The organism is Arthrobacter sp. NPDC080086 (assembly GCF_040702285.1).
On sequence record NZ_JBFBKP010000015.1, the window covers coordinates 26,487 to 50,651 of the forward strand.

Consider the following 24,165-nt stretch of genomic DNA (forward strand, 5'->3'; position numbering starts at 1 on the left):
GCTTTCGTTCGTAGCGGTTCTGTCAGCTCCAGTGAACAACCTCAAGTGAACTTGAGGTCAAGCCGGGCGCGTGCCAGACTGCACGGGTGCCTTCCGCCCCTGATTCCCTGCTCTCCGTCGGTGAGGTCGCGTCCCGCGCCGGGATCACCGTGCCGGCCCTGCGCTACTATGAGGACCGCGGCCTGGTGCAGTCCCAACGCACCAGCGGCAACCAGCGCCGCTACAGGCGGACCACCCTGCGCCGTCTGGCCGTGGTGGCGGCCGGCCAGCGGGTGGGGCTGAGCCTGGAGCAGATCAAAGCCGCCCTCGACGGCCTGCCCGCGGACCGGGCCCCGAACCAGGCGGACTGGACCGCCATCAGCCGGGACTGGGCGGGGCTGGTGGCGGAGCGGATCCGCGAACTGGAGGTTCTGGGGGAGTCCCTGGACAGTTGCATCGGCTGCGGCTGCCTGTCGTTGGGCCGCTGTTCCCTGATCAACCCGGGCGACGAGGCCGCCGCCGAGGGGGCCGGTTCCCGCTGGGCCCGGCGCGCCCGCCGTGCGGCCGGGGCCGACGCTGGTGCAGACAGAGGACCTGGACAGAACTAAGGCCTGGCCCGCAACCCCAGGCGAGCTTCGGCATCGGCTACGCCGCCAAGTCCCGCCGCCGCCAGCCCGCGTACCCCAGCACCGCCAGGGCCACGGCGACGGCGGTCAGCCACGCCATTGCGGGCACGGCGTCGGCGGTCACCGGCAGCAGCGGCGAATGCCGGAACGGGGAGGCATCCATCAGCCAGCCCGGGGCGTTCCAGAGCACACCGAACTCGCCCAAGGCCACGAATGCCAGCAGCAGCACCCACACCCCGGCGGCCAGCCGCGGCAGCCAGCCGAACACCGCCAGCGCCAGCCCGGCCAGCACCCAGGCGGCCGGGATCTGGGCCAGGGCCGCCACCGTGGACCGGCCCACCAGCGCCGGGTCCTGCACCGTCAGCGCCGCCCCGATGCCGATCGAGACCCCGGCCAGCACCATCAGCACGGCGGACCCGGCCAGAGCGAAGCCGAAGTGGCTGGACGCCCAGCGGGCCCGAGTCGCCGTCGTCGCCAGCAACGCCTCCGCATGGCCCGCGGACTCCTCGGCCCGCAGATGGTTCGCCGCGGAGACCGCATACGCCGCCGCCAGCAGGCCCATGATGCTGATCTCCGCGGCAAGGAAGGCGTCGCGCAGCGCGGCCGCCCCGCCCAACAGCCGGATCAGGTCCTGGGCGTTGGCCGAACTCAGCATCTCCGCGACGTTCCCGATCAGCGATCCCACCACCACCCCGAACACCACGAACGCGATCGCCCACGCCAGCCACACCTTGTACTGCAGCCGCACGGCCAGCGTCCACACCCCGGACACTGACCCCACGGCCGGCCCGGGGCGTTCGGCCCGCAACCCGGCGCCCAGGTCCCGCCGGGCCCGCAACGCGAAGGCCGCCGGAATGAGGACGGCACTGAGCAGGACCGGCAGCACCAGGACCCACCAGTGATCACCGGCGAAGGCCCGGATTTGCTGGTTCCAGCCGATGGGGGAGAGCCACGACAGGAACGAGGGTCCGGGTTCGGCCAGGTCGCCCACCGCGCGCAGTCCGTAGGTCACCGCGATCACGCCCACGCTGAATCCGTTGGCGGCCCGGGCGCCGGCCGTCAGCTGGGCGGCAACCCCGGCCACGGCGCTGAACGCGAGCCCGGTGGCGGCCCAGCCCAGCCCGAACGCCAGCGACCCCTCAGCGGGCAGCCCGCCTGCGGCCAGCCCCGCGGCGGTCAGCAACCCCACGCCCAGGCTGCCTGTGAGGGCAATGATGAGCGCGGCGGCCAGCGGGGCGTCACGGCCCAGCCGTCCGCCCCCGAGCAATTCCAGCCGTCCGCTCTCCTCGTCGGCCCGCGTGTGGCGGATGACCAGCACGGCCATCAGGACCGCCAGGATGGCCGTCATGAAAGCCGTGTACTTGATGAGGGAGAGCGCGCCGAGGGACGCCGGGTCGTAGATCCGGCCGAACATCGCCACCATCGAGGCGGTGGCGTTGAGCGCGTCCGCCGCCTCGACGCGGCTGCGCACGTCCGGGTAGAGCTCGGCGCCGGCCCGGGCCGTGGAATAGGCGACGACGGCGAAGCCCAGTACCCAGCCGGGCAGCAGCCAGCGGTCCCGCCGCAATCCCAGCCGCAGCAGCGTGCCGGTCCCCGCCAGGGTCTCAGGCATCGCCGGACCCCCGGCCGAAGGTCCCCGCACCGTAATGGCGCAGGAACAGGTCCTCCAGCGTCGGCGGCTGGCTGGTCAGGGACTTCAGGCCCGCGGCGGTCAGGGCCTGCAGGAAGGGTGCCAGTCCGGGCGGATCCACCTGCGCGCTGACCCGGTGGTTGACCACGGTGACGTCGTGGACCCCGGGCAGGCGGTCCAGTCCCGGCGGGACGGCCGCGACGTCGGCGGTGACGGCCGTCCGGGTCAGGTGCCGGAGCTTCTCCAGCGGACCGGTCTCCACCACCCGGCCGGCGCGGATGATGCTGACCCGGTCCGAGAGCGCCTCCGCCTCGCTCAGGATGTGGCTGCTCAACAGCACCGTCCGGCCCTGGTCCCGGAGCGCACGGACGCAACCGCGGAACGCCTCCTCCATCAGCGGATCCAGGCCGCTGGTGGGCTCGTCCAGCAAAAACAGCTCGGCGTCCGTGGCCAGGGCCGCCACCAGCGCCACCTTCTGCCGGTTGCCCTTGGAGTAGGCGCGGGTCTTCTTGGTGGGGTCCAGCTCGAATAATTGCAGGAGCCGGTCCCGCTCCGCCCGGTCCTGGCCGCCCTGCAGCCGGCCCAGCAGCTCGATCACCTCGCCGCCGGTGAGGTTCGGCCACAGCGAGACGTCACCGGGGACGTAGGCCAGCCGTCGGTGCAGGGACGCCACGTCCTTCCACGGGTCCAGGCCCAGCACCCGCGCCGTTCCGGCGTCGGACCGCAGCAGCCCCAGCAGGAGCCGCAGCGTGGTCGACTTGCCCGAGCCGTTCGGCCCCAGGAACCCGTGCACCTCCCCGGCGGCCACGGTGAAGTCCAGACCGTCCAGCGCCGTCACGGTTCCAAAACGCTTGACCACACCCGCCATTTCCACGACGTTGCCCATAGCAACCACGGTACTCCCGGAGGAAGCTCCCGGATCCCCTGCGGAAGGTCCCGTTTCGCGTGTCCGGCTCCCGTGCCGTGGCCATGCTCTGGCGCGGGCGCGACGCAGTCGGCGGGACCCGTTTTCGTTGGCGCCGCCGCGGTTGTGGTTGCATGGATGCATGCCTTTTCGCTGGTCCCCCGGGGCAACCCGAACCCTGTCCGCCACCGCCCTGAGCGGACTGTTGCTGGCCAGCGCCGCAAAGCACTTCCGGGATCCCGGCTTCTTCGCCCCGCTGGTCCCGTCTTACCTCTGCCGGGACGACTCCGGCGAGCACCGCAACGGCCCGCTGGCGGTCCTCTCCCGGGACGAATGGGTTGCCGCCACGGGACTGCTCGAGGGCGCCGCGGCCGCAGGCCTCCTTCTGCCCCGGACCCGCCGAATCAGCGCCGGCTGCGTCACCGCCCTGTTCACCGCGTTCCTGACCGCCCACGTTGACGCGCTCCGAACGGCCTTCGGACCGGAGGGGTCCCCGCGCGCCCGCAAAATCCACGGCATCCGGCTACCGCTGCAGGCGCCGCTGATCGCCTGGTCCTGGAGCCTGGCGAGGGCGCCCCGGCAGACACACCGGTGAGGACCGCCCTCACCCCGGCGGTCCGGATCGGGCTGTCCATCAGCGTCGCCACCGGGCTCTACGGCATCTCCTTCGGCGCCCTTTCCGTCGCCTCCGGGCTGGACTTCTGGCAGACCATGGCGCTGAGCCTGCTGCTGTTTAGCGGCGGCTCGCAGTTCGCCTTCATCGGCGTGGTGGCCGGCGGCGGCTCGGGACTGGCCGCCATGGGCGCGGCCACCCTGCTGGGCATGCGCAACGGGATTTACGGCATGCAGTTGAACGCCTTGCTGCAGCCCAAGGGCTGGCGGCGCTTCGCCGCGGCGCAGGTCACCATCGACGAATCCACGGCCACCAGCACCGGTCAGACGGATCCGGACGAGCAGCGCCGGGGGTTTTGGACCGCCGGCGTGGGGGTGTTCGTGCTGTGGAACATCTTCACCGCCGTGGGCGCGCTCGCCGGCAGCGCGCTGGGGGACCCCAAGCAGTGGGGGCTCGACGGCGCCGCGGTGGCCGCCTTCCTGGGGCTGCTCTGGCCGCGGCTGAAGGGCCGCGAACCCGTGGCGATCGCCTTCGTCTGCGCGCTTGCCACGGTGCTGGCCGTCCCGATGGTTCCCGCCGGGGTGCCCATCCTGGTGGCCGCGCTGGTGGCCGCCGTGTTCGGCTGGTTCAGTTCCGGCCCGCGTGACGAGGGCCTGGAGCCCGACGTCGACCCCTACCCCGGGCGTGAACACGGGCGCGGGCACGGCGCCGGGGCGGCCGCGGGGGAGGGCGCATGACGCTCTGGCTATGGCTGCTGCTCACCTGCGTGCTTGCCTATGCGTGGAAACTGCTGGGCTACCTGGTGCCCGCCGCCTGGCTGAAGAACCCCCGAATTTCCCGCGTGGCCGGGGTAATGACCATCGGGCTGCTCGCCTCCCTGACGGTGGTCAACGCGGTGGCCTCCGGGCAGGCGCTGGCCCTCGACGCAAGGGTGGGCGCGCTGGCCGCGGCCGCACTGGCCCTGCTGCTCAGGGCGCCGTTCCTGGTGGTGGTGCTGGCCGGCGCCGGTGCGGCGGCCGGGTTGCGGCTGCTCGGCTGGGGGTAGCGGCGCCTACTGGTGCGCGCACGCGTGCCCGGCCTTTAGCCCCTAGCCGGTGCCCGGCCGCCGGTGACAGCATCCAGTGATGACCACCAACGAGCCTGACAATGTCGCTGCCCGCGACCCGGAAGGCGCCGATCCGGAGCATTCCACCCCGGAAGGCGCCGATCCGGAGCATTCCACCCCGGAAGGGGCGCAAACGGAACCGGCACAGCCGGCGAAGGGCCACGACCGGGCGGCCGCGTCCCGCGCCGCCGGCGGGATCCCCACCGGAGCAGTGTCCACCCGCGACCTGCAGGAACTGGCGCGGCGCCGCCGCGAGGCCGAGGAGAAGCTCCAGCAGCACCTCGAGGAGGCCAAGCACAAGCCGGCCCACCACGACGGGGAGCAGCACCATGACGACGCAAGCCACTCCGGCGGGCAGCGTGACGACACCCACCACGACACCGGCGGTCCGGGCGGGGAGCCCGGGCACGGCTGAGGGCAGGCACCGGAAGACGGCACCTGCCCTCAGGTCACCCGCCCGTCCGGGCGGAAACGCTGTTACTCGCCGTCGACCGTGACGACGATCTTGCCCCGGGTGTGGCCTTCCATGTTGTCCCGGAAGGCGTCCGCGGTGCGCTCCAGCGGGTAGGTCTTGGCGACCTCCACGCGCAGGCCGCGGCTGTCCACCAGATCCGCGAGTTCCTGAAGCTGGGCGCCCACCGGGTTCACCCACATCCAGGTTCCGCCGTGCTGTTCGACCTCGGCGTCCGCGATCGAGGCGTGCTTGCCGCCCTCGGCCAGGACGGCCAGGGTGGCGTCGAGGACACCGCCGACGAAGTCGGCCACGATGTCGACGCCTTCCGGGCGGAGTGCGCGGACGCGGTCGGCAAGGCCCTCACCGTAGGTGACGGGTTCCGCGCCGAGGGAGCGGAGGAAGTCGTGGTTCTTCTCCGAGGCGGTGGCGATCACGGAGGCGCCGAGGGACTTGGCGATCTGGATGCCCAGGGAGCCGACGCCGCCGGCTCCGCCGTGGATCAGGACGGTCTTGCCTTCGCCCGTGCCGAGCCGGGTCAAGACCTGGTAGGCGGTCAGGCCGGCCAGCGGCAGGCCGGCGGACTCGTTCCAGTCCAGGGTGGCCGGCTTGCGGGCGAGGACCCGCTCCGGGAGCGCGATGTACTCGGCGAAGCTGCCGCCGTGGACGTAGTCCTTGCGGCCATAGGCGATGACCTCGTCGCCGGGCTGGTACTGCGGGGCGTCAATGCCCACGGATTCCACCACGCCGGCGACGTCCCAGCCGGGAATCGCGGGGAACTGCAGGTCCATCATGCCGTCGAGTCCGCCGGAGACGATCTTCCAGTCAACCGGGTTCACGGAGGCTGCCTTGACCTTGACCAGGACCATGCCGGGGCCCACCTTGGGCATGGGCTGGTCGGTCAGTTCGAGGACGTCGGGGGTGCCGTATTCGCTGTACGTGATTGCTTTCATGCAGGCGTCAACGGACGCATCCGGGCCGCTATTCCGCACCGCCGGGGTGAAAGCGGTCTCAGTGGGCGGCACCCATACCGGCGAGCTTCAGGATGAGCCCCAGGCCTTCGGGCGTGCCGGGCCAGTGCCGACGCACGGCGTCGGGGCCCGCCCGCTTGATCACGGAACGCAGCGCCAGGGCGACGATCACGACGTCGTCCGCGTAGCCGATCACGGGCAGGAAGTCCGGCACCAGGTCGATCGGGGAGAGCAGGTACAGCAGCAACAACACCAGCCGGACCCGCACCCCCACGGCGACGGTGCCGTCCGCGATCAGCCGTTTCACCAGCCGGAGCAGATCCGGCAGCAGCCGGAGAGCGTCCCTCATGGTCACGGTTTCGGGGTGCCGGCGCGCGTAATTCCACAGCAGGACCAGCAGCGCGGCGTAGACCAGCATCAGTCCGCCGATCACGCCGGCGAGGGTTTCCCAGCTCATGGTCTCAACGGTACGTTGCCCCCGAGGGCGACCCGAACCCCACGCCGAACGCCGTGCCGTACTGGGTCCCGGGCACCAGGGTCTGGGGCGGCAGCGGGCGGTCCGGCCGCTCGGCCCGGATGGCGTCCTCGAGCAGGGCCACCGGGCGGCGCCAGGCGTCCGAGCCGGCCTCCATGGTGTCCACCACGCCGATCAGCATGGCCAGCAGCCGGATCATGTCCGCCATGGAGATGTCGCTGCGCAGGGTGCCCTGCCCCTGGCCCCGTCCCAGCAGGATTGCGACCGACTCGATCAGGTCCCCGGTGATCCCGGTCAGCACCCCGCGGCGTCCGGCCACAGCTCCGAGGAGATTGGCCTCATCGCTGGCCACCGCCATCAGTGCTTCCACGATGCGGAACAGGCCCTCGGCGGCATCGGTCCCGGCCAGGGCATCGTCGATCACCGGGTTCACGCGCAGTTTCAGCTGCTGGTGCAACGCGGCGAGGACCAGTTCCTCCTTGTCCGCGAAGTTCCGGAACAGGGTGGCGGGGCCCACGCCGGCGGTCACGGCGATGGTCTGCAGCGGTACCTCCGGCCCGTGCTCACGGAAGCACTGGCGGGCCGCGGCAATGATCTTATTGACGTTGCGTGCAGCGTCCGCGCGGAGCGGCCTGCGGTCTACTGCCCGGTTCATTTGCTCAGGGTAGCAACGCCGGGGCGGCGCGAACCGGTTACCCGCGGGTTCACATATTTATGACGCGGAGGGCACACTGGAGCCATGCTGCTTGCCTTTTCTGTTGCCCCGTCCGGCCGTCCCCCATTCGCCCCCACCTCCGGTTCCGCTGCCGCCCCCGAGACGGCTCCCGGCGCGGACGACGCGTCGGTGCACGACGCCGTCGCCGCCGCGGTGCGGATCGTCCGCGAGTCCGGCCTCCCGAACCACACCGACGCCATGTTCACCACCATCGAGGGCGAATGGGACGAGGTGTTCGACGTCGTCAAGCGCGCCACCGAGGCGGTGGGCCGCTACGGCAGCCGCGTGTCCCTGGTGATCAAGGCGGACATCCGCCCCGGCTACACCGGCGAACTGACCGGCAAGCTGGACCGGCTGGAGCGGGCCCTGGGCGAGTAGGCCCCGCCCTAGTCTGCGTCAGGGTAGATGCTGCGACTCTCGGCGCGCTCATTCCGGGTACGGATCCACTCCGTGGGGTGGACCTTCGGGAGGACTTTCGCCAAGGCCAGGGCCGCGTACATCACGGTGTTGATGGCGACGAAGGTGGCGAGAACGGCGAACCAGTCGGTATGAAGGAGCGATTCCGGAAACAGCAGTCCCGCGGGGACGGCGGACGGGAACGAGGGACTCATGCCTGCTCCGCTTCTTCGGAGGCCCGTGCCGGCGCCGGGGTGAGGTGCTTCCACGTCGCCGTCCTGCCCAGGGCGATGTCCGCCACGCCCTTGAGGTAGACGATGTTGAGGAACATATCGAAGAACAGTTCGGGGAAGAGGGTTGCGGCCAGAAGCCGTGCCCGCCACCCGCCGGACCACACGGTGAGAACCCGCTCTGCCATGAACAGCAGGCCTAACCCGAGCCAGAAGGGGAACCAGATCCAGGCATCGAGGGCGAACACCATCAGGAAGATCAGGAGCAGGTAGGAACCCAGGGCGATCACGCCGTACCCGATTCCCAGTTGCTGGGCCCAGTACCGCATGGTTGGCGGGGTGACGCCGTAGGCTCCGATATTTTCCAGCGCACCGCGTTGCCAGCGGAGCCGCTGGGCCCACAGGGTCCGCCAACCGGGCATTAATTCGGTGACGACAGTGCACTGGGAGGGGGAAATCATCAGCCCGCCCAAGGACTTCAGCGCGATGGTTAATTCATTGTCCTCGGTCAGTGCGGCAGTGTCGTAGACGTCCCCCGGGGTGCCCGGGATCGTGACGCCGCGGCTGGCTGCCACGGTGCGCAGCGCCCGGGACCGGAAAAGCGAGGCGGTTCCGGTGAGCACGAAGACGCGTCCGCGGCGGCGGCTGATTTCGCGCCCGTAGCGCAAATATTCGTTGCGCTGGAACTGTCCGATCAGACCGTGGCCCTCCTCTCCATAGAAGAGCCCGCCGACCGCCATCAGGGCCCTGTCCGCGGTAAAACGATCCACGGCGGCCGCAAGAAAGCCGTCATCGAGCACGGTGTCGGCGTCCATGATCATGACCACGTCGTTGTCCCCGAGCCCCGGGAGCAGGCCGGCCAGGACCTGGTTCAGCGCGCCGGCCTTCTTGTGCGTGTTGCCGACCGATTCGATGACCTCCACACCGGCAGCCCGGGCCCGCTCGACGGTCCGGTCAGTGCAGTTGTCCGCGACGACGATCACCCGGTCCGGTGACCTCGACTGCTGCAGCAGGGAGGCGATGGTCTGCCCCACGGAAGCTTCCTCGTTGTGGGCGGGGATCAGGACCGTCACCGTGACCGGGCCGGCGAACTCACCGCGGGTTGCGGCCATCACCACCCGGGGAGCGAGCGGACCGGTGAGGGGGTCCAGCGACCGCCGGGAGCGGTTGACGATCCTCCGGTCAACGGTCGCAACGCCGGCCGCCAGGAGGAGGGCCATCGCCATGGCCGCCAGAAGCACGCGGGGGGCCGGGGCGTCGGTGTTGTAGAGGATGCTCCAAAAACCAAACACCAGTCCCTGGGCGGGGGATTCACTGAGCGCCGGGCCGCCGGCGGCCACGGCAAACCACAGGAGCGCCGCTGCTCCTCCGGCAATGACAGCGATGACAATCCCAACAGCTCGGTTCAGCCTTCCCGCACGCATGCGCACGATAGTACCAGTGGCCCCACCAGCAGCACCTGTCACATGGGGGGATTTGCGACTACGGTACCGGGACGCGGGAGCCCGGTCATGCAGATGGCGCCATCCCCGCCGATGGTAAGTAAGCTGAGATTCAATCGGGGGAAGGCGCAGCGGCGCTGGCCGGCTCCCCCGGAGCCAGCCACGAACCGTAAAGGACCCATGAACGCGACCCAGGACCCCCGCCCGCCCAAGGCCGTGCGGATCAGCTCCGGACCGGACGCGCTCGCCCGGCTGGATCCGTTCCTGGCCGACGTCGCGGCCGCCGTCGGGGACGTTCCCGCCCTGCTGTCCCTCACCGCGGACGCCGGATCATGGGCGCCGGCGCCCGGCGCCGGCCGCACCGCGTTCCTCTGGGAACTGCTCGCGTCCGTCACCGCCGTCGACGTCGCGGCCGGGCGCATCCTGGAACCGCACCTGGACGCGGCCGCGATCCTGCAGCAGGCCAGGGACGCGGGGGAGGCCGGCGCCTCCACGGACCTCGAGGGCACCTGGGGTGTCTTCGCCGCGGAGGCACCCGGCCTCAGCCTCACCGCCGCTGAAGAGGGCGGCCGGACTCTGCTGACCGGCGCCAAGCCCTGGTGCTCGCTGGCCGGGCAGCTGGACCGGGCCGTGCTGACCGCGCACCTGCCTGGCGGCGGCCGCGCCGCGTTCGCCGTCGACCTCCACGCTGACGGCGTGAGCGTCGCCGACCCCGGCTGGACCAGCCTGGGGCTGCGGGAAGTTCCCAGCGGCACCGTGAACTTCGACGCCGTCCCCGCCACCCCGCTCGGCGGGGGCTGGTACTACCGCCGCCCCGGCTTCGCCTGGGGCGGCATCGGCGTGGCGGCCTGCTGGCTGGGCGGCGCCGTGGCCGTGGCCCGCAGCTACCGGGACGCCCTGAAAGCCGCAGAGGACCGCGGCCGGGCCCCCGACCAAGTGGCCCTCGTGCACCTGGGCGAGATCGACCGCACCCTCGCCGGGCTCACCGCCTACCTGGCCCGCACCGCGGACCGGATCGACGCCGGTGACCTCTCCGGAAGCGGCGCCTGGCCCGAGGCGCTGCGCGTCCGCGGAGCCGTCGCCAGCGCCGTCGAACGCATCCAGGCCCTGGTCAGCCAGAACCTGGGGCCCGGACCGCTGGTCTTCGACGCCGCCTACGGCAAGCGCATGGCGGACCTCGCGCTGTACATCCGGCAGCACCACGCCATGCGCGACGACGCGCAGCTGGGCTCGTTGGTCTTCAAGGGCTTCGAGGGTGACGAGCCATGGTGAGCTTCACGCACCAGGACGCCGGCACCCCTGAAAGCGCCTGGGCCCGATCCGGCGCCGCGGCGCTGCCCGAGCTGCCGCTGAACGACGGCGAGCTCGCCGCCACCGCGTTCCTGGTGCTGGCCGCCCACCCCGACGACGAAACCCTTGGCGCCGGCGGCCTCATGGCCCGGCTGCACGCCCTGGGCGCGGACGTGCGGGTGCTGCTCTGCACCGCCGGCGAGGCCTCCCACCCGGATTCGCCCACAGTGACGCCCGAACGGCTGGCCGAGGTGCGGCTCCGCGAATTCGACGGCGCCCTGGGACACCTGCTGGGCGGACCCCGGCGCCGCTACCTGGGACTGCCCGACGGCCGGCTCGCCGAGCACCGGGCAGAGATCGCGGCGGCCATCCGGGAGGCGGCCGCGGACACCGGGAAGCCTGCCGAGCGGATTGTGCTCGTGGCGCCCTACCGGCACGACGGCCACACCGACCACGACACCCTGGGCCTGGCCGCCGCGGAAACAGCCGCCGGGCACGGCTACGGCCTGCTGGAATTTCCCATCTGGTACTGGCTCTGGGCCGCCCCGGAGGACGCGGCCTGGCAGGACTGGCAACGGTTCCCGCTGCGGCCGGAGGACCAGCAGGCCAAGGCCCGGGCGATGGCCGCCCACACCTCCCAGGTGGCCCCGCTCTCGGAGCAGCCCGGGGACGAGGTGCTGCTGCCGGCGGGCTTCCTGGCCCACTTCGAGCGGCACTGGGAAACCTTCGCCTGGCACCAGCCCCGCCCGCCCGCCGCCGGGGATGCCGCCGCCGGGGACAAGGGCGTCGCTGACGCGGCCGCCGGCTACGCCGCCGCCGACGCCGAACGGCTCTTCGACGCGGTCCACGGCCGCGACGAGGACCCCTGGGGCTACACCGGCACCTGGTATGAACAGCGCAAACGCGCCCTGACCCTTGCCGCGCTGCCGGAGCAGAACTACGAGGCCGGGCTGGAAATCGGCTGCTCGATCGGGACGCTGAGCGTTGAACTGGCCGAACGCTGCGGAACCTTCCTCGCCGTCGACGCCAGCAGCACCGCCCTGGCCCGCGCCGCCGAACGTCTGGAGCACCTGCCCGCCGCGCAGACCCGTCACCTCACCGTCCCGCACGGCTGGCCCGACGGCGGGTTCGACCTGATCGTCGTCTCCGAGGTGGGCTACTACCTCTCCCCGGACGAACTTGACGAGCTGTTCCGGCGGGTCGAAGCCTCGCTGCTGCCCGGCGGTACCCTGGTCCTCTGCCACTGGCGGCACCCGCTGGAGGGCTGGGTCCTGGACGGTGACACGGTCCACGCCACGGCCCGCGACCGGCTCCGCTGGGCCGGGGCCGGGCTCTACCGGGAACGCGACTTCGTGCTGGAAATCCTCCGGGCGCCGGAGCGGCATCCATGACCGTCGCCATGACCGCCCGGCGGCGCCCCGCGATCGACACGGTCGCCGTCGTCCTTCCCGTCCACAACGAGGACCAGCACCTGGACCGCGCGCTGTCCGCCGTGCAGGCCGCCGCGGACCAGCTGGCCGGCGCCCGCCCGGAGGTGGTTGTCCTGGTAATGGTGGTGCTGGACTCCTGTACCGACGGGTCCGCGGAGATCGCCGGACGCTACGTTGACGCCGACCCGCGCTTCCAGGTCCTCCCCGTCGGGCTCCGCAGCGCCGGGGCCAGCCGGGCGGCGGGCATCCGCACCGCCGTGCTGGGCCGTCCGCGCCGGCATCCGGGCCAGCGCTCCACCCCCGTGCCCTGGCGCGGAAAGACCTGGCTGGCGAATACCGACGCCGACTCCCGGGTCCCGCCGCACTGGCTGGTCCGGCAACTGGAATTCGCCGACGCCGGGGCGGACGCCGTCCTGGGGTCGGTGGAACCTGACCCGGTGGGCATGGACCCGGACCTGCTGCGCCGCTGGCTGGAGCGGCACCCGTTCGAGGAGAACCACCCACACATCTACGGGGCCAACTTCGGCGTCCGGGCCTCCGCCTACCTCGCCGCCGGCGGCTTCCCCAAGCAGCAGTCGCACGAGGACCGCACCCTGGTCCAGGGCCTGCGCAGCCTGGCGTTCACCGTCCTGGCCACCGACAGCGTCCGGGTGCTCACCTCCGGGCGGACGCAGGCGCGGGCACCGCAGGGCTTCGCGGCGTACCTGCGCTCCCTGGGCCGGCAAGCGCCGCCGGCGGCCACCGGCAGCTAGGGCGGCCGGCGTCGCAGCCGGGGCCTCCAGCCCCCTCCGGAACAGCCGCGCGCCGGGGACTTTCGGCCCTAACCCACTGGGCGGGAGCGGGCGGATCGTCGAATCCATGACACGCCGGGGCGGAGCCGGATCACGGTGCTGCCGATGACGGGCTTGACCTCGGCGGAGGCGGCCCGGCGGTTGGAGCGCACCGGCCCCAACCGGCTGCCGGAGGCCCGGGCCGTGCCGGGGTGGCGGCGGCTGCTGGCAGAACTGACGCACTTCTTTGCCGTCATGCTGTGGGCGGCGGCCGTCCTGGCCTTCATCGCCGGGATGCCGCAGCTGGCCATCGCGATCGTGGTGGTGATTTTGGTCAACGGCGTCTTCGCCTACATCCAGCAGGAACGGGCCCAGCATGCCGCGGCGAAACTTCGCGAGCTGCTGCCGGCCATGGTCTCGGTGCGGCGGGACGGCCGGGTGGTCAAGGTGCACACCACGGAACTGGTCCCCGGCGACGCCGTCGTGCTGCTGGCCGGCGACCGTGTCCCCGCGGACCTGCGCCTCATCCTGGCCGCGGGCTGCTCGGTGGATGAGTCCATGCTCACCGGTGAAAGCGAACCGGTGCCCCGCGCCGCCGGGGAGGTGCTTTACGGCGGCACGTTCCTGGTGGTCGGCTCCGCCGAGGGGCTGGTGGAGGGCACCGGGGCCACCACCCGGCTGGCCGAGATCGCCTCCCTGACCGGCCGCGTCGAACCGCCGCCGAGCCCGCTGGCCCGGGAGCTGCAGCGCATTGTCCGGATCGTGGCCACCGTGGCGCTGGGGATCGGGGCGCTGTTCTTCCTGCTGTCCCTGCTGGTGGGGATCTCCTGGCGGGATGCCTTCCTCTTCGCGATCGGCGTCGCCGTGGCACTGGTCCCCGAGGGCCTCCTGCCCACGGTCACCCTCTCCCTGGCCATCGGGGCGCAGCGGATGGCCGGCCGCAACGCCCTGGTCCGGAACCTGCAGGCCGTCGAGACACTCGGCTCCACCACCTTCATCTGCACCGACAAGACCGGCACCCTCACCCAGAACCGGATGAACGCCGTGGAGGTCTGGACCCCCGCCGGGACCTTGGACGTCGCCGGCCAGGGCTACGAACCCGAGGCCCACATCAGCGCCGGCGGAGCCGCCCCCGCCGGCGAGGCGCTCCGGGCCGCGCGGCGTCTCGGCACCGCCGCGCGGGCGGCCTCCGTCGGCCGGGCCGTCCTTCACGAGGGCCGGTGGATCGCCGAGGGGGACCCGATGGAGGCGGCCATCGACGCGCTCGCCACCCGGCTGACGGGCGGTGGGATCGCCCTGACGGCCGAAGAAACGGACGGCGGCGGCGGCGCGGGCATCGGTGCAACGCCGACGCCGGACCGGCGCTTCGCCTTCGACCCCCGCCGGCTGCGCGAGTCCGCGCTCGCCGGGACCACCCTCTACGTCAAGGGCGCGCCCGAGTCCGTCCTGCCCGTCTGCCGCGGCGGCAACGGCGCATCCCGGGAACTGGTGGACCGGATGGCCTCCCGCGGACTGCGGGTCCTCGCCGTGGCCGAGCGGCGGCTGCCCCGCCCCGCCCCCGACGGCGCCACCGCCGATGAGCTGGAGCAGGACCTGGAGCTGCTGGGCCTGATCGGCCTGCACGACCCGCCCCGGGCGGAGGTCCGCGTGTCCCTGCAGGCCGCCCGCGAGGCCGGCATCAAGGTGGCCATGGTCACCGGCGACCACGCCTTCACCGCCGCCGCCATCGCGCGGGAGACCGGGCTGATCGGCTCCCCGGAACTGGTGCTGGAGGGCCACACCCTCCCGGAGGATGACGAGGTGCTCGCCGCGCTCCTGGACCGCGACGGCGTCGTGGTCAGCCGCGTCTCACCCGAGCAGAAGCTCCGCGTCGCCCGGCTGCTGCAGCGCCGCGGCCACGTCCTGGCCATGACCGGCGACGGCGTCAACGACGGGCCCGCCCTGCAGCAGGCGGACATCGGCGTCGCGATGGGACTCAGCGGCACCGACGTCGCCCGCGAGGCCGCGGACCTGGTGCTCCTCGACGACGACTTCGCCACCATCATCGCCGCCGTCGAACAGGGCCGCGCCACCTACGCCAACATCCGCCGCTTCCTGACCTACCACCTGACGGACAACGTCGCGGAGCTGACGCCGTTCGTCTTCTGGGCGCTGTCCGGCGGCCGGTTCCCCTTGGCGCTGAGTGTCCTGCAGATCCTGGCCCTGGACATCGGCACCGACCTGCTGCCCGCCCTGGCCCTGGGAAGTGAGGCCCCCAGCAAGGGCGCCCTGAAGCGGCCACCGGAGCGGCGGCACCTGATGGACCGGGCGCTGATGGTCCGGGTGTTCGGACTGCTCGGCCCGGTGGAAGCGGTTCTGGAGATGGCCGCGTACACCGCGGTGCTCCTCGGCGCCGGGTGGAGCCCCTGGACGCCGGGGGCCGTGCTGCCGCCGTCGGACGCGTTGATGGCCGCCTCAGGTGCCGCCTTCACCACCGTGGTGCTCGGTCAGTTGGCCAACGCCTTCGCCTGCCGCAGCGCCACCGTCCCGCCGTGGCGGCTGGGCTGGGCCAGCAACCGGCTGCTGCTGTGGGCGGTGCTCGCGGAGCTGGGGCTGCTCACCGTTTTCCTCTTTCTGGGCCCGGTGGCAGATCTGCTGGGCCAGGCGCCGCCGACACCGGGCGGCCTGGCCGTCGCGCTCGCCGCCATCCCCGCGGTACTACTGGCGGACTGGGCGTACAAGGCGTTCCGGCACCGCGAGTTCCGGCACCGCCGGGCCGGCGTCCGGGGGGCCCAAAGACTCTGACCCCGCGGGGCCGCCCACAGCAGGATCGGAGCATCGACGGACTACCACCGAGGAGCGACCGCATGCCCGGACACGTGTTGTGGTTTGAGGAGATCGGCATGGCCGATGTGCCCCGGGTGGGAGGCAAGAACGCGTCCCTGGGTGAGCTGATCGGGGCGCTGAAGACCCGCGGCGTGCGGGTGCCGGACGGCTTCGCCACCACGGCGGAGGCCTACCGGCTTTTCATCGACGCCAACGGCATCGAATCCGGGATGCGGGAACGCCTGGACGCCTTCCGCGCCGGGACGGCCACGCTGCGCGAGACCGGAGAGGCCATCCGCGAACTCTTCCTCGGCGGTGAATTCCCGCCGGACCTGGCCGAGGCGCTGCGCGACCATTACCGGGAGCTGGGCCGCCGCTCCGGGACGGACCGGCTCTCCGTGGCGGTCCGCTCCAGCGCCACGGCGGAGGACCTGCCGGACGCCAGCTTCGCCGGCCAGCAGGAGACCTTCCTCAATGTCGCCGGGGAGCGGGAACTGCTGGACGCCTGCCGCCGCTGCTACGCCTCCCTGTTCACGGACCGGGCCATCAGCTACCGCGAGGTGAAAGGCTTCGACCACCTCGACGTCGCCCTCTCCATCGGCGTGCAGCGGATGGTGCGCTCGGACATCGGCGCCTCCGGGGTGATGTTCTCGATCGACACGGACTCCGGCTTCCCCCGCGCAGCCGTGATCAGCGCCGCCTGGGGCCTCGGGGAAACGGTGGTGCAGGGCAGCATCAACCCGGACAAGTACCTGGTCTTCAAGCCGCTGCTGGGGGAGGCGTCCGCGGCCGCCGGCATCCGCCCGATCATCGAGAAGACCCTCGGCGCCAAGGAACGCAAGATGGTCTACAGCCGGGGCGGCCACGCCCGCACCCGCACCGTGGACACGTCCGAGGCGGAACGCCGCGCCTTTGTCCTGACGGACGAGGAGATCCTCACGCTGGGACGCTGGGCCGTGACCGTCGAGGAGCACTACGGCCGGCCGATGGACATGGAATGGGCCCGGGACGGGGAAACCGGCGAACTGTTCATGGTCCAGGCCCGGCCCGAAACCGTCCAGTCGCAGAAGACGGGGCCCCGTTTCACCCTGCACCACCTGCTGGAAACCGGCCCGGTCCTGGTCGCCGGCGCCGCGATCGGCGACTCAATCGCGCAGGGGACCGCCTGCGTGATCCGAAGCGCCGCGGACATCGAGGGCTTCCGCGACGGCGCCATCCTGGTCACCGAGATGACGGACCCTGACTGGGTGCCGATTATGAAGCGCGCCGCCGGGATCGTCACCGACCATGGCGGACCCACCAGCCACGCCGCCATCGTGAGCCGGGAACTGGGCGTGCCCGCCGTCGTCGGTACCGGGAACGCGACGGCGGTGCTCACGGAGGGTCTGGCCGTCACGCTGTCCTGCGCCGAAGGCGACCAGGGGCGTGTCTACGCCGGCAGCCTGGCGTTCGAGACCGAGGAGGTGGACCTTGGCGAGCTGCCGGCGACCCGCACCAGGGTGATGGTCAACATTGCCAGCCCCGCCGCCGCGTTCCAGTGGTGGCGGCTGCCCGCGGACGGCGTGGGCCTGGCCCGGATGGAGTTCATCATCAGCTCCCTGATCCGGGTCCACCCGATGGCGCTGGTCCACCCGGAACGGGTCACGGACCCCGGCGAGGCCGCGCAGATCCGCGAGCTCACGCGCGGGTATGCGGACCCCCGGGACTACTTCGTGGACACCCTGGCCCTGGGGATCGCCAAGATCGCCGCGCCGTACCACCCCCGGCCGGTGATCGTCCGGCTGAGCGACTTCAAAACCAACGAATACGCGCACCTGGTGGGCGGGGCGGCCTTCGAGGAGGCCGAGGAGAACCCGATGCTGGGCTTCCGCGGCGCCTCACGCTACTACGACGAGCGCTACCGCGAGGGGTTCGCCCTCGAATGCCGGGCGCTGAAACGGGTCCGGGAGCGGCTGGGCTTCGGCAACGTGATCGTCATGGTGCCGTTCTGTCGCACCCCGCAGGAGGCGGACAAGGTGCTGGCGGTGATGTCGGAGAACGGCCTGGTCCGGGGGGAGAACGGCCTGCAGGTCTACATGATGTGCGAGATCCCGTCGAATGTGGTGCTCGCCGCCCAGTTCGCCGCCCGCTTCGACGGGTTCTCCATCGGCTCCAACGACCTGACCCAGCTGGTCCTCGGCGTGGACCGGGACTCGGCGCGGCTGGCAGCGCTCTTCGACGAGCGGGACGAGGCCGTGATGGCGATGATCAGCGAGGCGATCCGCCAGGCCCACACGGCCGGAATCAAGATCGGCATCTGCGGCCAGGGCCCCAGCAACCACCCGGAGTTCGCACAGTTCCTGGTGGGGGAGGGGATCGATTCCATCTCACTGAACCCGGACAGCTATCTCAGGACCGTCCCGCTGATCGCCGAGGCGGAGCGGCGGCCCGCGGGTGGGTAGGGAGCGTTAGGCCTGGACAGGCCTACCGCGGGAGGTCGACCCCATAGGTCTCCGTCGCGATGCGGAACGCTGCCCAGGCTTTGGGCCATCCGGCGTAGAAGGCCGCGTGGGTCAGCACCTCGGCCATCTCGTCGGCCGTGACGCCGTTGGCCTTGGCGAGGCCGATGTGATGCTGGAGCGAGCTGTCCAGCACCCCGCTGGCCATCAGGGCCGTCACGGTGACGATGCTGCGGCTCCGCGGGGAGAGTTGTTCTTCGCGGGCCCAGACCTGACCGAAGAGGACGTCGTCGTTGAGCGCGGCGAACGTCGGGGCGAAATCACCGAGCACGTCCCGGCCGGCCGTTACTTTTTCAGGCATTGTGGGTCTCCTCTATTTTCCGGAGTAAACGGGGAACGCGGCGTGCTCGCCGTAGTTCTTTTCATCGAGGGTGCGGAGGGTTTCCATGTCCTCGTCCGAGATTGTGAAGGTGAGTTCGGCGTTTGACCGCATGTGGGCCGGGTTAGCGGTCTTGGGCAGCGACACGGCGCCCAGTTGCAGCGTGTAGCGGATGCACAGCTGTGGCACGCTCGCCCCGTATTTCTCGGCGATCGCCGCGATCTCCCGGTTCTTCAGGACCTGGCCGTGGGCGATCGGGGAGTAGGCCTCCACCGCGATGCCCCGCGACTGGCAGTAGTCGATCAGCTCGGTGGGGGTGTTTCCCGCGTGCACGAGGATCTGGTTGACGTGCGGGGCAACGGTTCCGTGGTTGAGGAGGTTCTCCAGATCGGCCTGCAGGAAGTTGGAGACTCCGATCGCGCGGATTTTCCCTGCCCGGTGGGCTTCCTCCAGGGCGCGCCAGGCGGCGAGGTTGCCCTCGGAGTAGTCGCCGCCACGGAAGTCGTCCCAGGGTTGCGGGGCGTGGATCAGCATCAGGTCGACATACTCAAGCCCCAGCTGCTCCAGGGACCGGTCGATGGCGGCGACGGCGCCGGGGTAGTCCTTGATTTCGGCGGCGAGCTTGGTGGAAACGAAGAGTTCGTTCCGTGCCACCCCTGAGGTGCGGACGCCGTCGCCGACTCCGCGCTCGTTTCCGTAGGCCTGGGCGGTGTCGATGTTGCGGTATCCGACCGCGATGGCCTGGCGCACGGCCTCGGCGGCCTTGTCATCGTCGATGAACCACGTGCCCAGCCCCAGGGTGGGGACCTCGACGCCGTTCGAGAGGGTAAGAGTTTCGTTCACTATGGTCATGCTGTTTCTCCGTTCTGGGACAGTCCGCCGTACACCTCGTCGGTCACCGGCTCGAGCCATTCGTTGCTGACGTCGTTGCCCGGGGTGATGAAAGCGACGTGGGAGAACCACGAGTCCGCCTTCGCTCCGTGCCAGTGTTTGGTGCCGGCGGGCACGTGGATGACCGTTCCCGGTTCCAGGCTGACGGGGTCCTCGCCGTCGGCCTGGTACCAGCCGCTGCCCGCGGTGCAGAGCAGGACCTGGTCGCCTCCACCGTCTGTGCCGTGGTGGATGTGCCAGTTGTTGCGGCATCCCGGCTCGAAAGAGACGTTGCTGACGGGGACCGGGCCCGAGGCGAGGGGCGCCAGATAACTCTGGCCGGTGAAGTACTGCGCATACGCGTCGTTCTTCTGGCCCAGCGGGAAGATCTGGCTAAATTCGGTGCCGTGCATGGTGTTTCCTTTCAGTGATGGGAATGCTCTGGAACGGGTGTTTCAGAGGACGGTCTTTCCGGGCCTGCCGGACGCGACGCACGGGGCAGCAGGACCAGGGCGGTCGCAGCTGCCAGGATGATCGCGGCGGCGGTCACCAGGCCCAGCGGGAGGATGCTGAGTGCTCCGGCGAGTCCGACCAGCGGGGCGGCGACTCCACCGAGAGCGAAGCGGGCGGCCCCAAGGAAGGACGAGGCGGCGCCGGCGATGGTCGGATAGCCGGCCAGTGCGATGGTGGTCGAGGGCGGGCTGGTGACCGCGGTCCCGCTCACCAGGAGAAGCAGGGAAACCATCACCGCGGGCAAGGGCAGGTGGATGATACCGGCGGTCAGGATTCCCCCGGCTCCGGCCGCGCACATGGCCAGGCCGACCATGAGGGTCCCGGTGATGCTCCACCGTTCGCTGGACCGGCCGGCGAGGTAGCCGAAAGCCATGAACCCCGCAGAATTCAGGCCGAAGGCCATGGCGTATTGCTGAGGCGAGAGGCCGTAGGCGCCCTGCAGGACGTAGGTGGCGCCGCTGAGATAGGCAAACAGCGCCGCATAGACAAACCCTTGAACCACGACAGCGCCGACGAACCCGCGGTCCCGGAACAAAACCCGCATATCGCGGCCCACCTGGCCGAACCCGCCCGGGGTGCGCGACCCCGCGGGCAGCGTCTCGCCAAACCCGACGACGACCCAGGCCAGAATCGCCGCACCAATGACCGCAAGGACCTGGAACAGTCCCCGCCAGTCCATCACCGCGGAGAGCGCACCGCCCACCAAGGGTCCCACGATGGCCGCAAAGCCGCCGATAACGGTCAGCCGGCCGTAAAAGCGGATCAAGCGGCCGCCGTCGTACACATCGCGGCCCGCCGCCTGGGCGATCACGATCCCTACGCCGCCGGCCACGCCCTGGACCAGCCGGGCGAGCACCAGCACCTCAACGGAGGGGCTCATCGCACACAGTGCCGACACGACGACGTACGCGGTCACCCCGATCAGGAGCGGCTTTCGCCTGCCAAAGCGGTCAGAGAGCGGGCCTGCGACCAGCTGCCCCGCCGCCAGCCCCAACAGGCACGCGGTGACCGTCAGCTGTGCCGTGGACGTCTTCGCGCCAAGCTCGGCGGTCAGGGCAGGGAGAGCCGGAAGATAGAGGTCCATGGAGATGGGTCCAAAGACCGTCAGCACCAGCAACAGCGCCGCCAACCACCGGCCATGGCGGCCCGTCTGGTTGAGGGTGGAGGAATCAGTCATGTATCCAGCAAAACCCTTATCGGCAGGCCGAAGAAGTCCCTGTCAAGAGGTGTACTGGCAGGGCATCCCTCCGCCGCGGGGATCGTCGTATCGTCATAAACATGGACAATCGAGCCGAGGTGCGCGAGTACCTCATGTCACGTCGGGCCAAACTCACCCCCGAGCTCGCCGGGATACCCTCCGGCCCGAACCGGCGAGTCAAGGGACTGCGCCGCTCGGAGGTGGCCATGCTCGCAGGCGTCAGCGTGGAGTACTACTCCAAGCTCGAACGCGGAACCATCGCAGGGGCCTCCGCCTCGGTGCTGGACGCCATCTCCGAGGCCCTGCAGCTGAACGACACGGAAAGGGCCCATCTATTTGACCTGGCCCGGGCCGCCGACGGGATTCCCACCTCGGGCCGTTCGCGGCGCCGCGGCATCACCCGGAATCCCGCCCTGCGCCCGAGCCTCCAATGGGCACTTCGTTCCATCACCGACGGTCCCGCCTTTGTCCGGAACGCGCACCAGGACATGGTGGCCACCAACGATCTGGGCCGTGCTTTCTACTCGCCCGTGATTGGCGACGGCGGACGCACACCCAACCTGGCCCGCTTCCAATTCCTGGACCCGGCCTCCAGGGACTTCTATCCCGATTGGGACCTCTTCGCCGACATGTGCGTGGCGATCATGCGGGCGGAAGCCGGCCGGGACCCGCACAACAAGCTCCTCCAGGACCTCGTCGGCGAGTTGTCCACCCGAAGCGACGTCTTCCGCCGGCTCTGGGGGGCCCATGACGTGCGCACCCACGGGTCGGGGACCAAACGCTTCACGCACCCGGTGGTCGGGGAGCTCACCCTGTCCTACGAGGAGCTCGCCGTCACGGCCGATCCCGGCCACGTGCTCCTTGTCTACTCGGCCGAACCCGGGTCACCCTCAGCGGAACGGCTGAGCCTCCTCGCCTCCTGGGCCGCCTCGCAGCCCATCGCCTGATAACCGGCGCTTTCTACGGTCCCTCCGTCCCCGTCCCCGTCCCCGTCCCCGTGCCCGTGCCCGTGCCCGTCCCCGTCCCCGGTGCCGGGTTCCGGCCCGTGCCCGTGCCGCCCGCACTCAGCGCCCGGAGCGCGTTCAGGATGGTGGCCAGGTCCACCACCTCCTGGGACAGGGCACCGGCGATCGCCGGGACGTAGCCCGCGGCGGCCGCCACCATCAGGGCCACGCTCATCGCGATGCCGATCCAAATGCTCTGCAGCGCCACCTTCACGGTGCGCTGGCCGATCCGCACCGCCGAGGCCACCTTGGACAGGTCATCCAGGATGATCACGACGTCGGCCGACTCGCCAGCCGCCGTCGAACCCCGCGCGCCCATCGCGATCCCGACGTCGGCGACGGCAAGGACGGGGGCGTCGTTGACGCCGTCGCCCACCATCATCACCGGCCGCAGCGGCAGGGACCGCACCGCCTCCACCTTGTCCGGGGGCAGGCACTCGGCCCGGACGTCCGTGAGGCCGGCCGCGTCCGCGATGTGCTCGGCGGTGGCCAGGGCGTCGCCGGTGAGCATCACGGTCTGCGTGACACCCAGGTGCTGGAGCTCGCCCAGGGTGCGGCGCGCCTCGTCCCGGAGCGGGTCGCTCATCACCAGGCAGCCGACGAATTTTCCGTCCACCCCCACGTAGATGCCCAGCTGCCCGGACACCAGTTCCGTCTCCACCACGCCCTCGGCCGATTCGGCCACAAAATTCGGTTTCCCCACCACCACGTCCCGCCCGTCCAGCCGGGCCCGGACGCCGTGCGTGGCGTACTCGGTGGCCTCGGAGGCGCTGTGGAAGCCCAGCACCCGGGCCCTCGCGGCGTCCATCACGGAGGCGGCGAGCACGTGGGAGGAGTACTGCTCCGCGGACGCGGCCAGGCGCAGCACCTCGTCCTCGTCCAGGGTGCCCGTGGTGCGGATTTCCACCAGCGCCGGCCGGCCGTAGGTCAGTGTACCGGTCTTGTCGAACGCGGCGGTGCGGATCCGGCCCAGCAGCTCCAGCACCCCGGCGTACTTGACGATGATCCCGCCGCGGGCGGCCCGGCTCATCCCCCCCAGGAACGCCACCGGCGCGGCGATCAGCAGCGGGCAGGGCGTGGCCACCACCAACACCTCGGCGAAGCGGGCGGGGCTGCCGCTGATGATCCAGCCGACGGCGCCCAGCACGTACGCCAGGCCCGTGAAGGGGACGGCGTAGCGGTCGGCCAGCCGGACCATTGGCGCCTTGCTTTCCGCGGCTTCCCGGACCAGGGCCACGATCCGGCTGTACTGGGAGTCCTCCATCCGGGCCGTGACGCGCATCCTGATGGCCGCCTCGCCGTTCAGGGATCCGCTCATCAGGTTTTCCCCGGCGGCCCGTTCCACGGGCAGGCTCTCTCCGGTGAGGGACGATTCGTCGAAGGTGCCGGAGTCGGAGAGCAGGACCCCGTCCAGCGGAACCACCTCGCCGGGGCGGACCAGCAGGATGTCGCCGATCCGTACGTCGGTGGCGGCCACATCCTCGTGCTGGCCGTCGGCCAGGCTGCCATCCCCGTGGGTGCCGTCCGCCGCCACACCGGCGCGCTCGCGGTGCGCCGTTTGCGGGACGCGTTCGAGGAGTGCGGTCAGTTCCGCCTTGGCCCGGCCCGCCGCGAAGTCCTCCAGCGCCGTGCCGCCGGCCATCATCAGCACAATGATCATGGAGGCGACGAACTCGCCCACCAGCACGGTGCTGACGATCGCGGTCACGGCCAGGATGTCGATGCCCCAGGTGCCGCCCATCAGCCGGCGGACCATGCCCACCGCCAGGTACGCGGCGACGGCCAGGGCGTAGAGGCTGGCGGTCCACCGGGCGATGCCCTCCTGGCCGGACACCAGCAGCAGGATCACGGCCAGCAGGACGGCCAGGGTGCCTGCCACCAGCGGGTACCGGAAGAGAGTTTTCACGGGGGTCCTGCCTTGCCTCAGCGCC

24 protein-coding genes are annotated in these 24,165 nt (G+C 71.2%); 12 read left to right on the forward strand and 12 right to left on the reverse strand.

What is annotated here, in order from left to right; translation table 11 throughout:
- Positions 1-86 precede the first annotated feature (86 nt).
- Positions 87-587, forward strand: a complete 501-nt coding sequence (soxR, locus tag AB0305_RS07765; protein WP_364136083.1) for a redox-sensitive transcriptional activator SoxR — start codon at positions 87-89, stop codon at positions 585-587.
- A gap of 37 nt (positions 588-624) precedes the next feature.
- Here soxR and AB0305_RS07770 read toward each other — a convergent pair whose 3' ends face one another.
- Entirely contained in the window at positions 625-2,217 is a 1,593-nt protein-coding gene (locus AB0305_RS07770) for an ABC transporter permease (RefSeq protein WP_364136085.1), read from the reverse strand.
- Positions 2,210-3,121: an ABC transporter ATP-binding protein gene (locus tag AB0305_RS07775; protein WP_364136088.1), complete on the reverse strand. Its 912-nt coding sequence runs from the start codon at positions 3,119-3,121 to the stop codon at positions 2,210-2,212. The genes AB0305_RS07770 and AB0305_RS07775 overlap by 8 nt, the downstream gene beginning before the upstream one ends.
- Before the next feature lie 160 nt (positions 3,122-3,281).
- Here AB0305_RS07775 and AB0305_RS07780 point away from each other — a divergent pair, with 160 nt between their 5' ends.
- The 4 genes from AB0305_RS07780 (at position 3,282) to AB0305_RS07795 (ending at position 5,272) form a co-directional block, all read left to right on the forward strand.
- Positions 3,282-3,734, forward strand: coding sequence for a hypothetical protein (locus AB0305_RS07780; RefSeq protein ID WP_364136091.1), 453 nt, complete (start codon positions 3,282-3,284; stop codon positions 3,732-3,734).
- Positions 3,731-4,489 carry an AzlC family ABC transporter permease gene (locus tag AB0305_RS07785; RefSeq protein ID WP_364136094.1) on the forward strand — a complete coding sequence of 253 codons (759 nt, stop codon included), beginning with the start codon at positions 3,731-3,733 and terminating at the stop codon, positions 4,487-4,489. Before AB0305_RS07780 ends, AB0305_RS07785 begins: the two co-directional genes overlap by 4 nt.
- Positions 4,486-4,797 carry an AzlD domain-containing protein gene (locus AB0305_RS07790; protein ID WP_364136097.1) on the forward strand — a complete coding sequence of 104 codons (312 nt, stop codon included), beginning with the start codon at positions 4,486-4,488 and terminating at the stop codon, positions 4,795-4,797. The genes AB0305_RS07785 and AB0305_RS07790 overlap by 4 nt, the downstream gene beginning before the upstream one ends.
- Positions 4,798-4,876: 79 nt before the next feature.
- Complete coding sequence (locus AB0305_RS07795; RefSeq protein WP_364136100.1) at positions 4,877-5,272, forward strand: hypothetical protein; 396 nt, start codon at positions 4,877-4,879, stop codon at positions 5,270-5,272.
- A gap of 62 nt (positions 5,273-5,334) precedes the next feature.
- Here the strand turns inward: AB0305_RS07795 and AB0305_RS07800 are convergent, their stop codons facing one another.
- Genes AB0305_RS07800 through AB0305_RS07810 form a run of 3 tightly spaced genes read right to left on the reverse strand, consistent with a single transcriptional unit; the run spans position 5,335 to position 7,409 of the window.
- Positions 5,335-6,261: an NADP-dependent oxidoreductase gene (locus tag AB0305_RS07800; RefSeq protein ID WP_364136103.1), complete on the reverse strand. Its 927-nt coding sequence runs from the start codon at positions 6,259-6,261 to the stop codon at positions 5,335-5,337.
- A gap of 58 nt (positions 6,262-6,319) precedes the next feature.
- Positions 6,320-6,736, reverse strand: coding sequence for a DUF1232 domain-containing protein (locus AB0305_RS07805; protein WP_290256918.1), 417 nt, complete (start codon positions 6,734-6,736; stop codon positions 6,320-6,322).
- A gap of 4 nt (positions 6,737-6,740) precedes the next feature.
- A complete protein-coding gene (locus tag AB0305_RS07810) occupies positions 6,741-7,409 on the reverse strand; it encodes a helix-turn-helix domain-containing protein (RefSeq protein ID WP_364136106.1) in 669 nt (222 codons plus the stop codon).
- A gap of 84 nt (positions 7,410-7,493) precedes the next feature.
- Here AB0305_RS07810 and AB0305_RS07815 point away from each other — a divergent pair, with 84 nt between their 5' ends.
- The gene (locus AB0305_RS07815; protein ID WP_364136109.1) at positions 7,494-7,847 is read left to right on the forward strand and encodes a thiamine-binding protein; all 354 of its coding nucleotides are present in this window, start codon (positions 7,494-7,496) and stop codon (positions 7,845-7,847) included.
- An 8-nt stretch (positions 7,848-7,855) separates the two neighbouring features.
- On the opposite strand, the gene AB0305_RS07820 is transcribed toward AB0305_RS07815, so the two are convergent.
- Complete coding sequence (locus tag AB0305_RS07820; RefSeq protein WP_290256913.1) at positions 7,856-8,080, reverse strand: hypothetical protein; 225 nt, start codon at positions 8,078-8,080, stop codon at positions 7,856-7,858.
- On the reverse strand, positions 8,077-9,519 hold the full coding sequence (locus tag AB0305_RS07825; RefSeq protein WP_364136112.1) for a glycosyltransferase family 2 protein: 1,443 nt from the start codon (positions 9,517-9,519) through the stop codon (positions 8,077-8,079). Before AB0305_RS07825 ends, AB0305_RS07820 begins: the two co-directional genes overlap by 4 nt.
- A 198-nt stretch (positions 9,520-9,717) precedes the next feature.
- Between AB0305_RS07825 and AB0305_RS07830 the strand changes: the two genes are divergently transcribed.
- The 5 genes from AB0305_RS07830 to ppsA all read left to right on the forward strand — a co-directional run bounded on the left by AB0305_RS07830 (position 9,718) and on the right by ppsA (position 18,273).
- A complete protein-coding gene (locus AB0305_RS07830) occupies positions 9,718-10,809 on the forward strand; it encodes an acyl-CoA dehydrogenase family protein (protein ID WP_364136115.1) in 1,092 nt (363 codons plus the stop codon).
- The gene (locus tag AB0305_RS07835) at positions 10,803-12,218 is read left to right on the forward strand and encodes a bifunctional PIG-L family deacetylase/class I SAM-dependent methyltransferase (RefSeq protein ID WP_366172328.1); all 1,416 of its coding nucleotides are present in this window, start codon (positions 10,803-10,805) and stop codon (positions 12,216-12,218) included. The genes AB0305_RS07830 and AB0305_RS07835 overlap by 7 nt, the downstream gene beginning before the upstream one ends.
- Positions 12,215-13,009, forward strand: a complete 795-nt coding sequence (locus tag AB0305_RS07840; RefSeq protein WP_364136121.1) for a glycosyltransferase family 2 protein — start codon at positions 12,215-12,217, stop codon at positions 13,007-13,009. The genes AB0305_RS07835 and AB0305_RS07840 overlap by 4 nt, the downstream gene beginning before the upstream one ends.
- Before the next feature lie 144 nt (positions 13,010-13,153).
- Positions 13,154-15,811 (forward strand): cation-transporting P-type ATPase, encoded by a 2,658-nt coding sequence (locus AB0305_RS07845; protein ID WP_364136124.1) that lies wholly within the window; start codon positions 13,154-13,156, stop codon positions 15,809-15,811.
- Positions 15,812-15,873: 62 nt separating this feature from the next.
- Positions 15,874-18,273 carry a phosphoenolpyruvate synthase gene (gene ppsA / locus AB0305_RS07850; RefSeq protein ID WP_364136127.1) on the forward strand — a complete coding sequence of 800 codons (2,400 nt, stop codon included), beginning with the start codon at positions 15,874-15,876 and terminating at the stop codon, positions 18,271-18,273.
- 22 nt (positions 18,274-18,295) lie between these two features.
- Here the strand turns inward: ppsA and AB0305_RS07855 are convergent, their stop codons facing one another.
- The 4 genes from AB0305_RS07855 to AB0305_RS07870 are packed head-to-tail and all read right to left on the reverse strand — an operon-like array spanning position 18,296 to position 21,209.
- Positions 18,296-18,631 (reverse strand): carboxymuconolactone decarboxylase family protein, encoded by a 336-nt coding sequence (locus tag AB0305_RS07855; protein ID WP_364136130.1) that lies wholly within the window; start codon positions 18,629-18,631, stop codon positions 18,296-18,298.
- Between the two features lie 12 nt (positions 18,632-18,643).
- On the reverse strand, positions 18,644-19,501 hold the full coding sequence (locus AB0305_RS07860) for an aldo/keto reductase (protein ID WP_364136133.1): 858 nt from the start codon (positions 19,499-19,501) through the stop codon (positions 18,644-18,646).
- The gene (locus AB0305_RS07865) at positions 19,498-19,932 is read right to left on the reverse strand and encodes a cupin domain-containing protein (protein WP_364136136.1); all 435 of its coding nucleotides are present in this window, start codon (positions 19,930-19,932) and stop codon (positions 19,498-19,500) included. The genes AB0305_RS07860 and AB0305_RS07865 overlap by 4 nt, the downstream gene beginning before the upstream one ends.
- 11 nt (positions 19,933-19,943) lie before the next feature.
- Positions 19,944-21,209 (reverse strand): multidrug effflux MFS transporter, encoded by a 1,266-nt coding sequence (locus tag AB0305_RS07870; protein ID WP_364136139.1) that lies wholly within the window; start codon positions 21,207-21,209, stop codon positions 19,944-19,946.
- A 101-nt stretch (positions 21,210-21,310) separates the two neighbouring features.
- On the opposite strand from AB0305_RS07870, the gene AB0305_RS07875 reads away from it, so the two are divergent.
- Positions 21,311-22,177 (forward strand): helix-turn-helix transcriptional regulator, encoded by an 867-nt coding sequence (locus AB0305_RS07875; protein ID WP_364136142.1) that lies wholly within the window; start codon positions 21,311-21,313, stop codon positions 22,175-22,177.
- A gap of 13 nt (positions 22,178-22,190) precedes the next feature.
- Here AB0305_RS07875 and AB0305_RS07880 read toward each other — a convergent pair whose 3' ends face one another.
- Positions 22,191-24,140: a heavy metal translocating P-type ATPase gene (locus tag AB0305_RS07880; RefSeq protein ID WP_364136145.1), complete on the reverse strand. Its 1,950-nt coding sequence runs from the start codon at positions 24,138-24,140 to the stop codon at positions 22,191-22,193.
- Positions 24,141-24,165 lie beyond the last annotated feature (25 nt).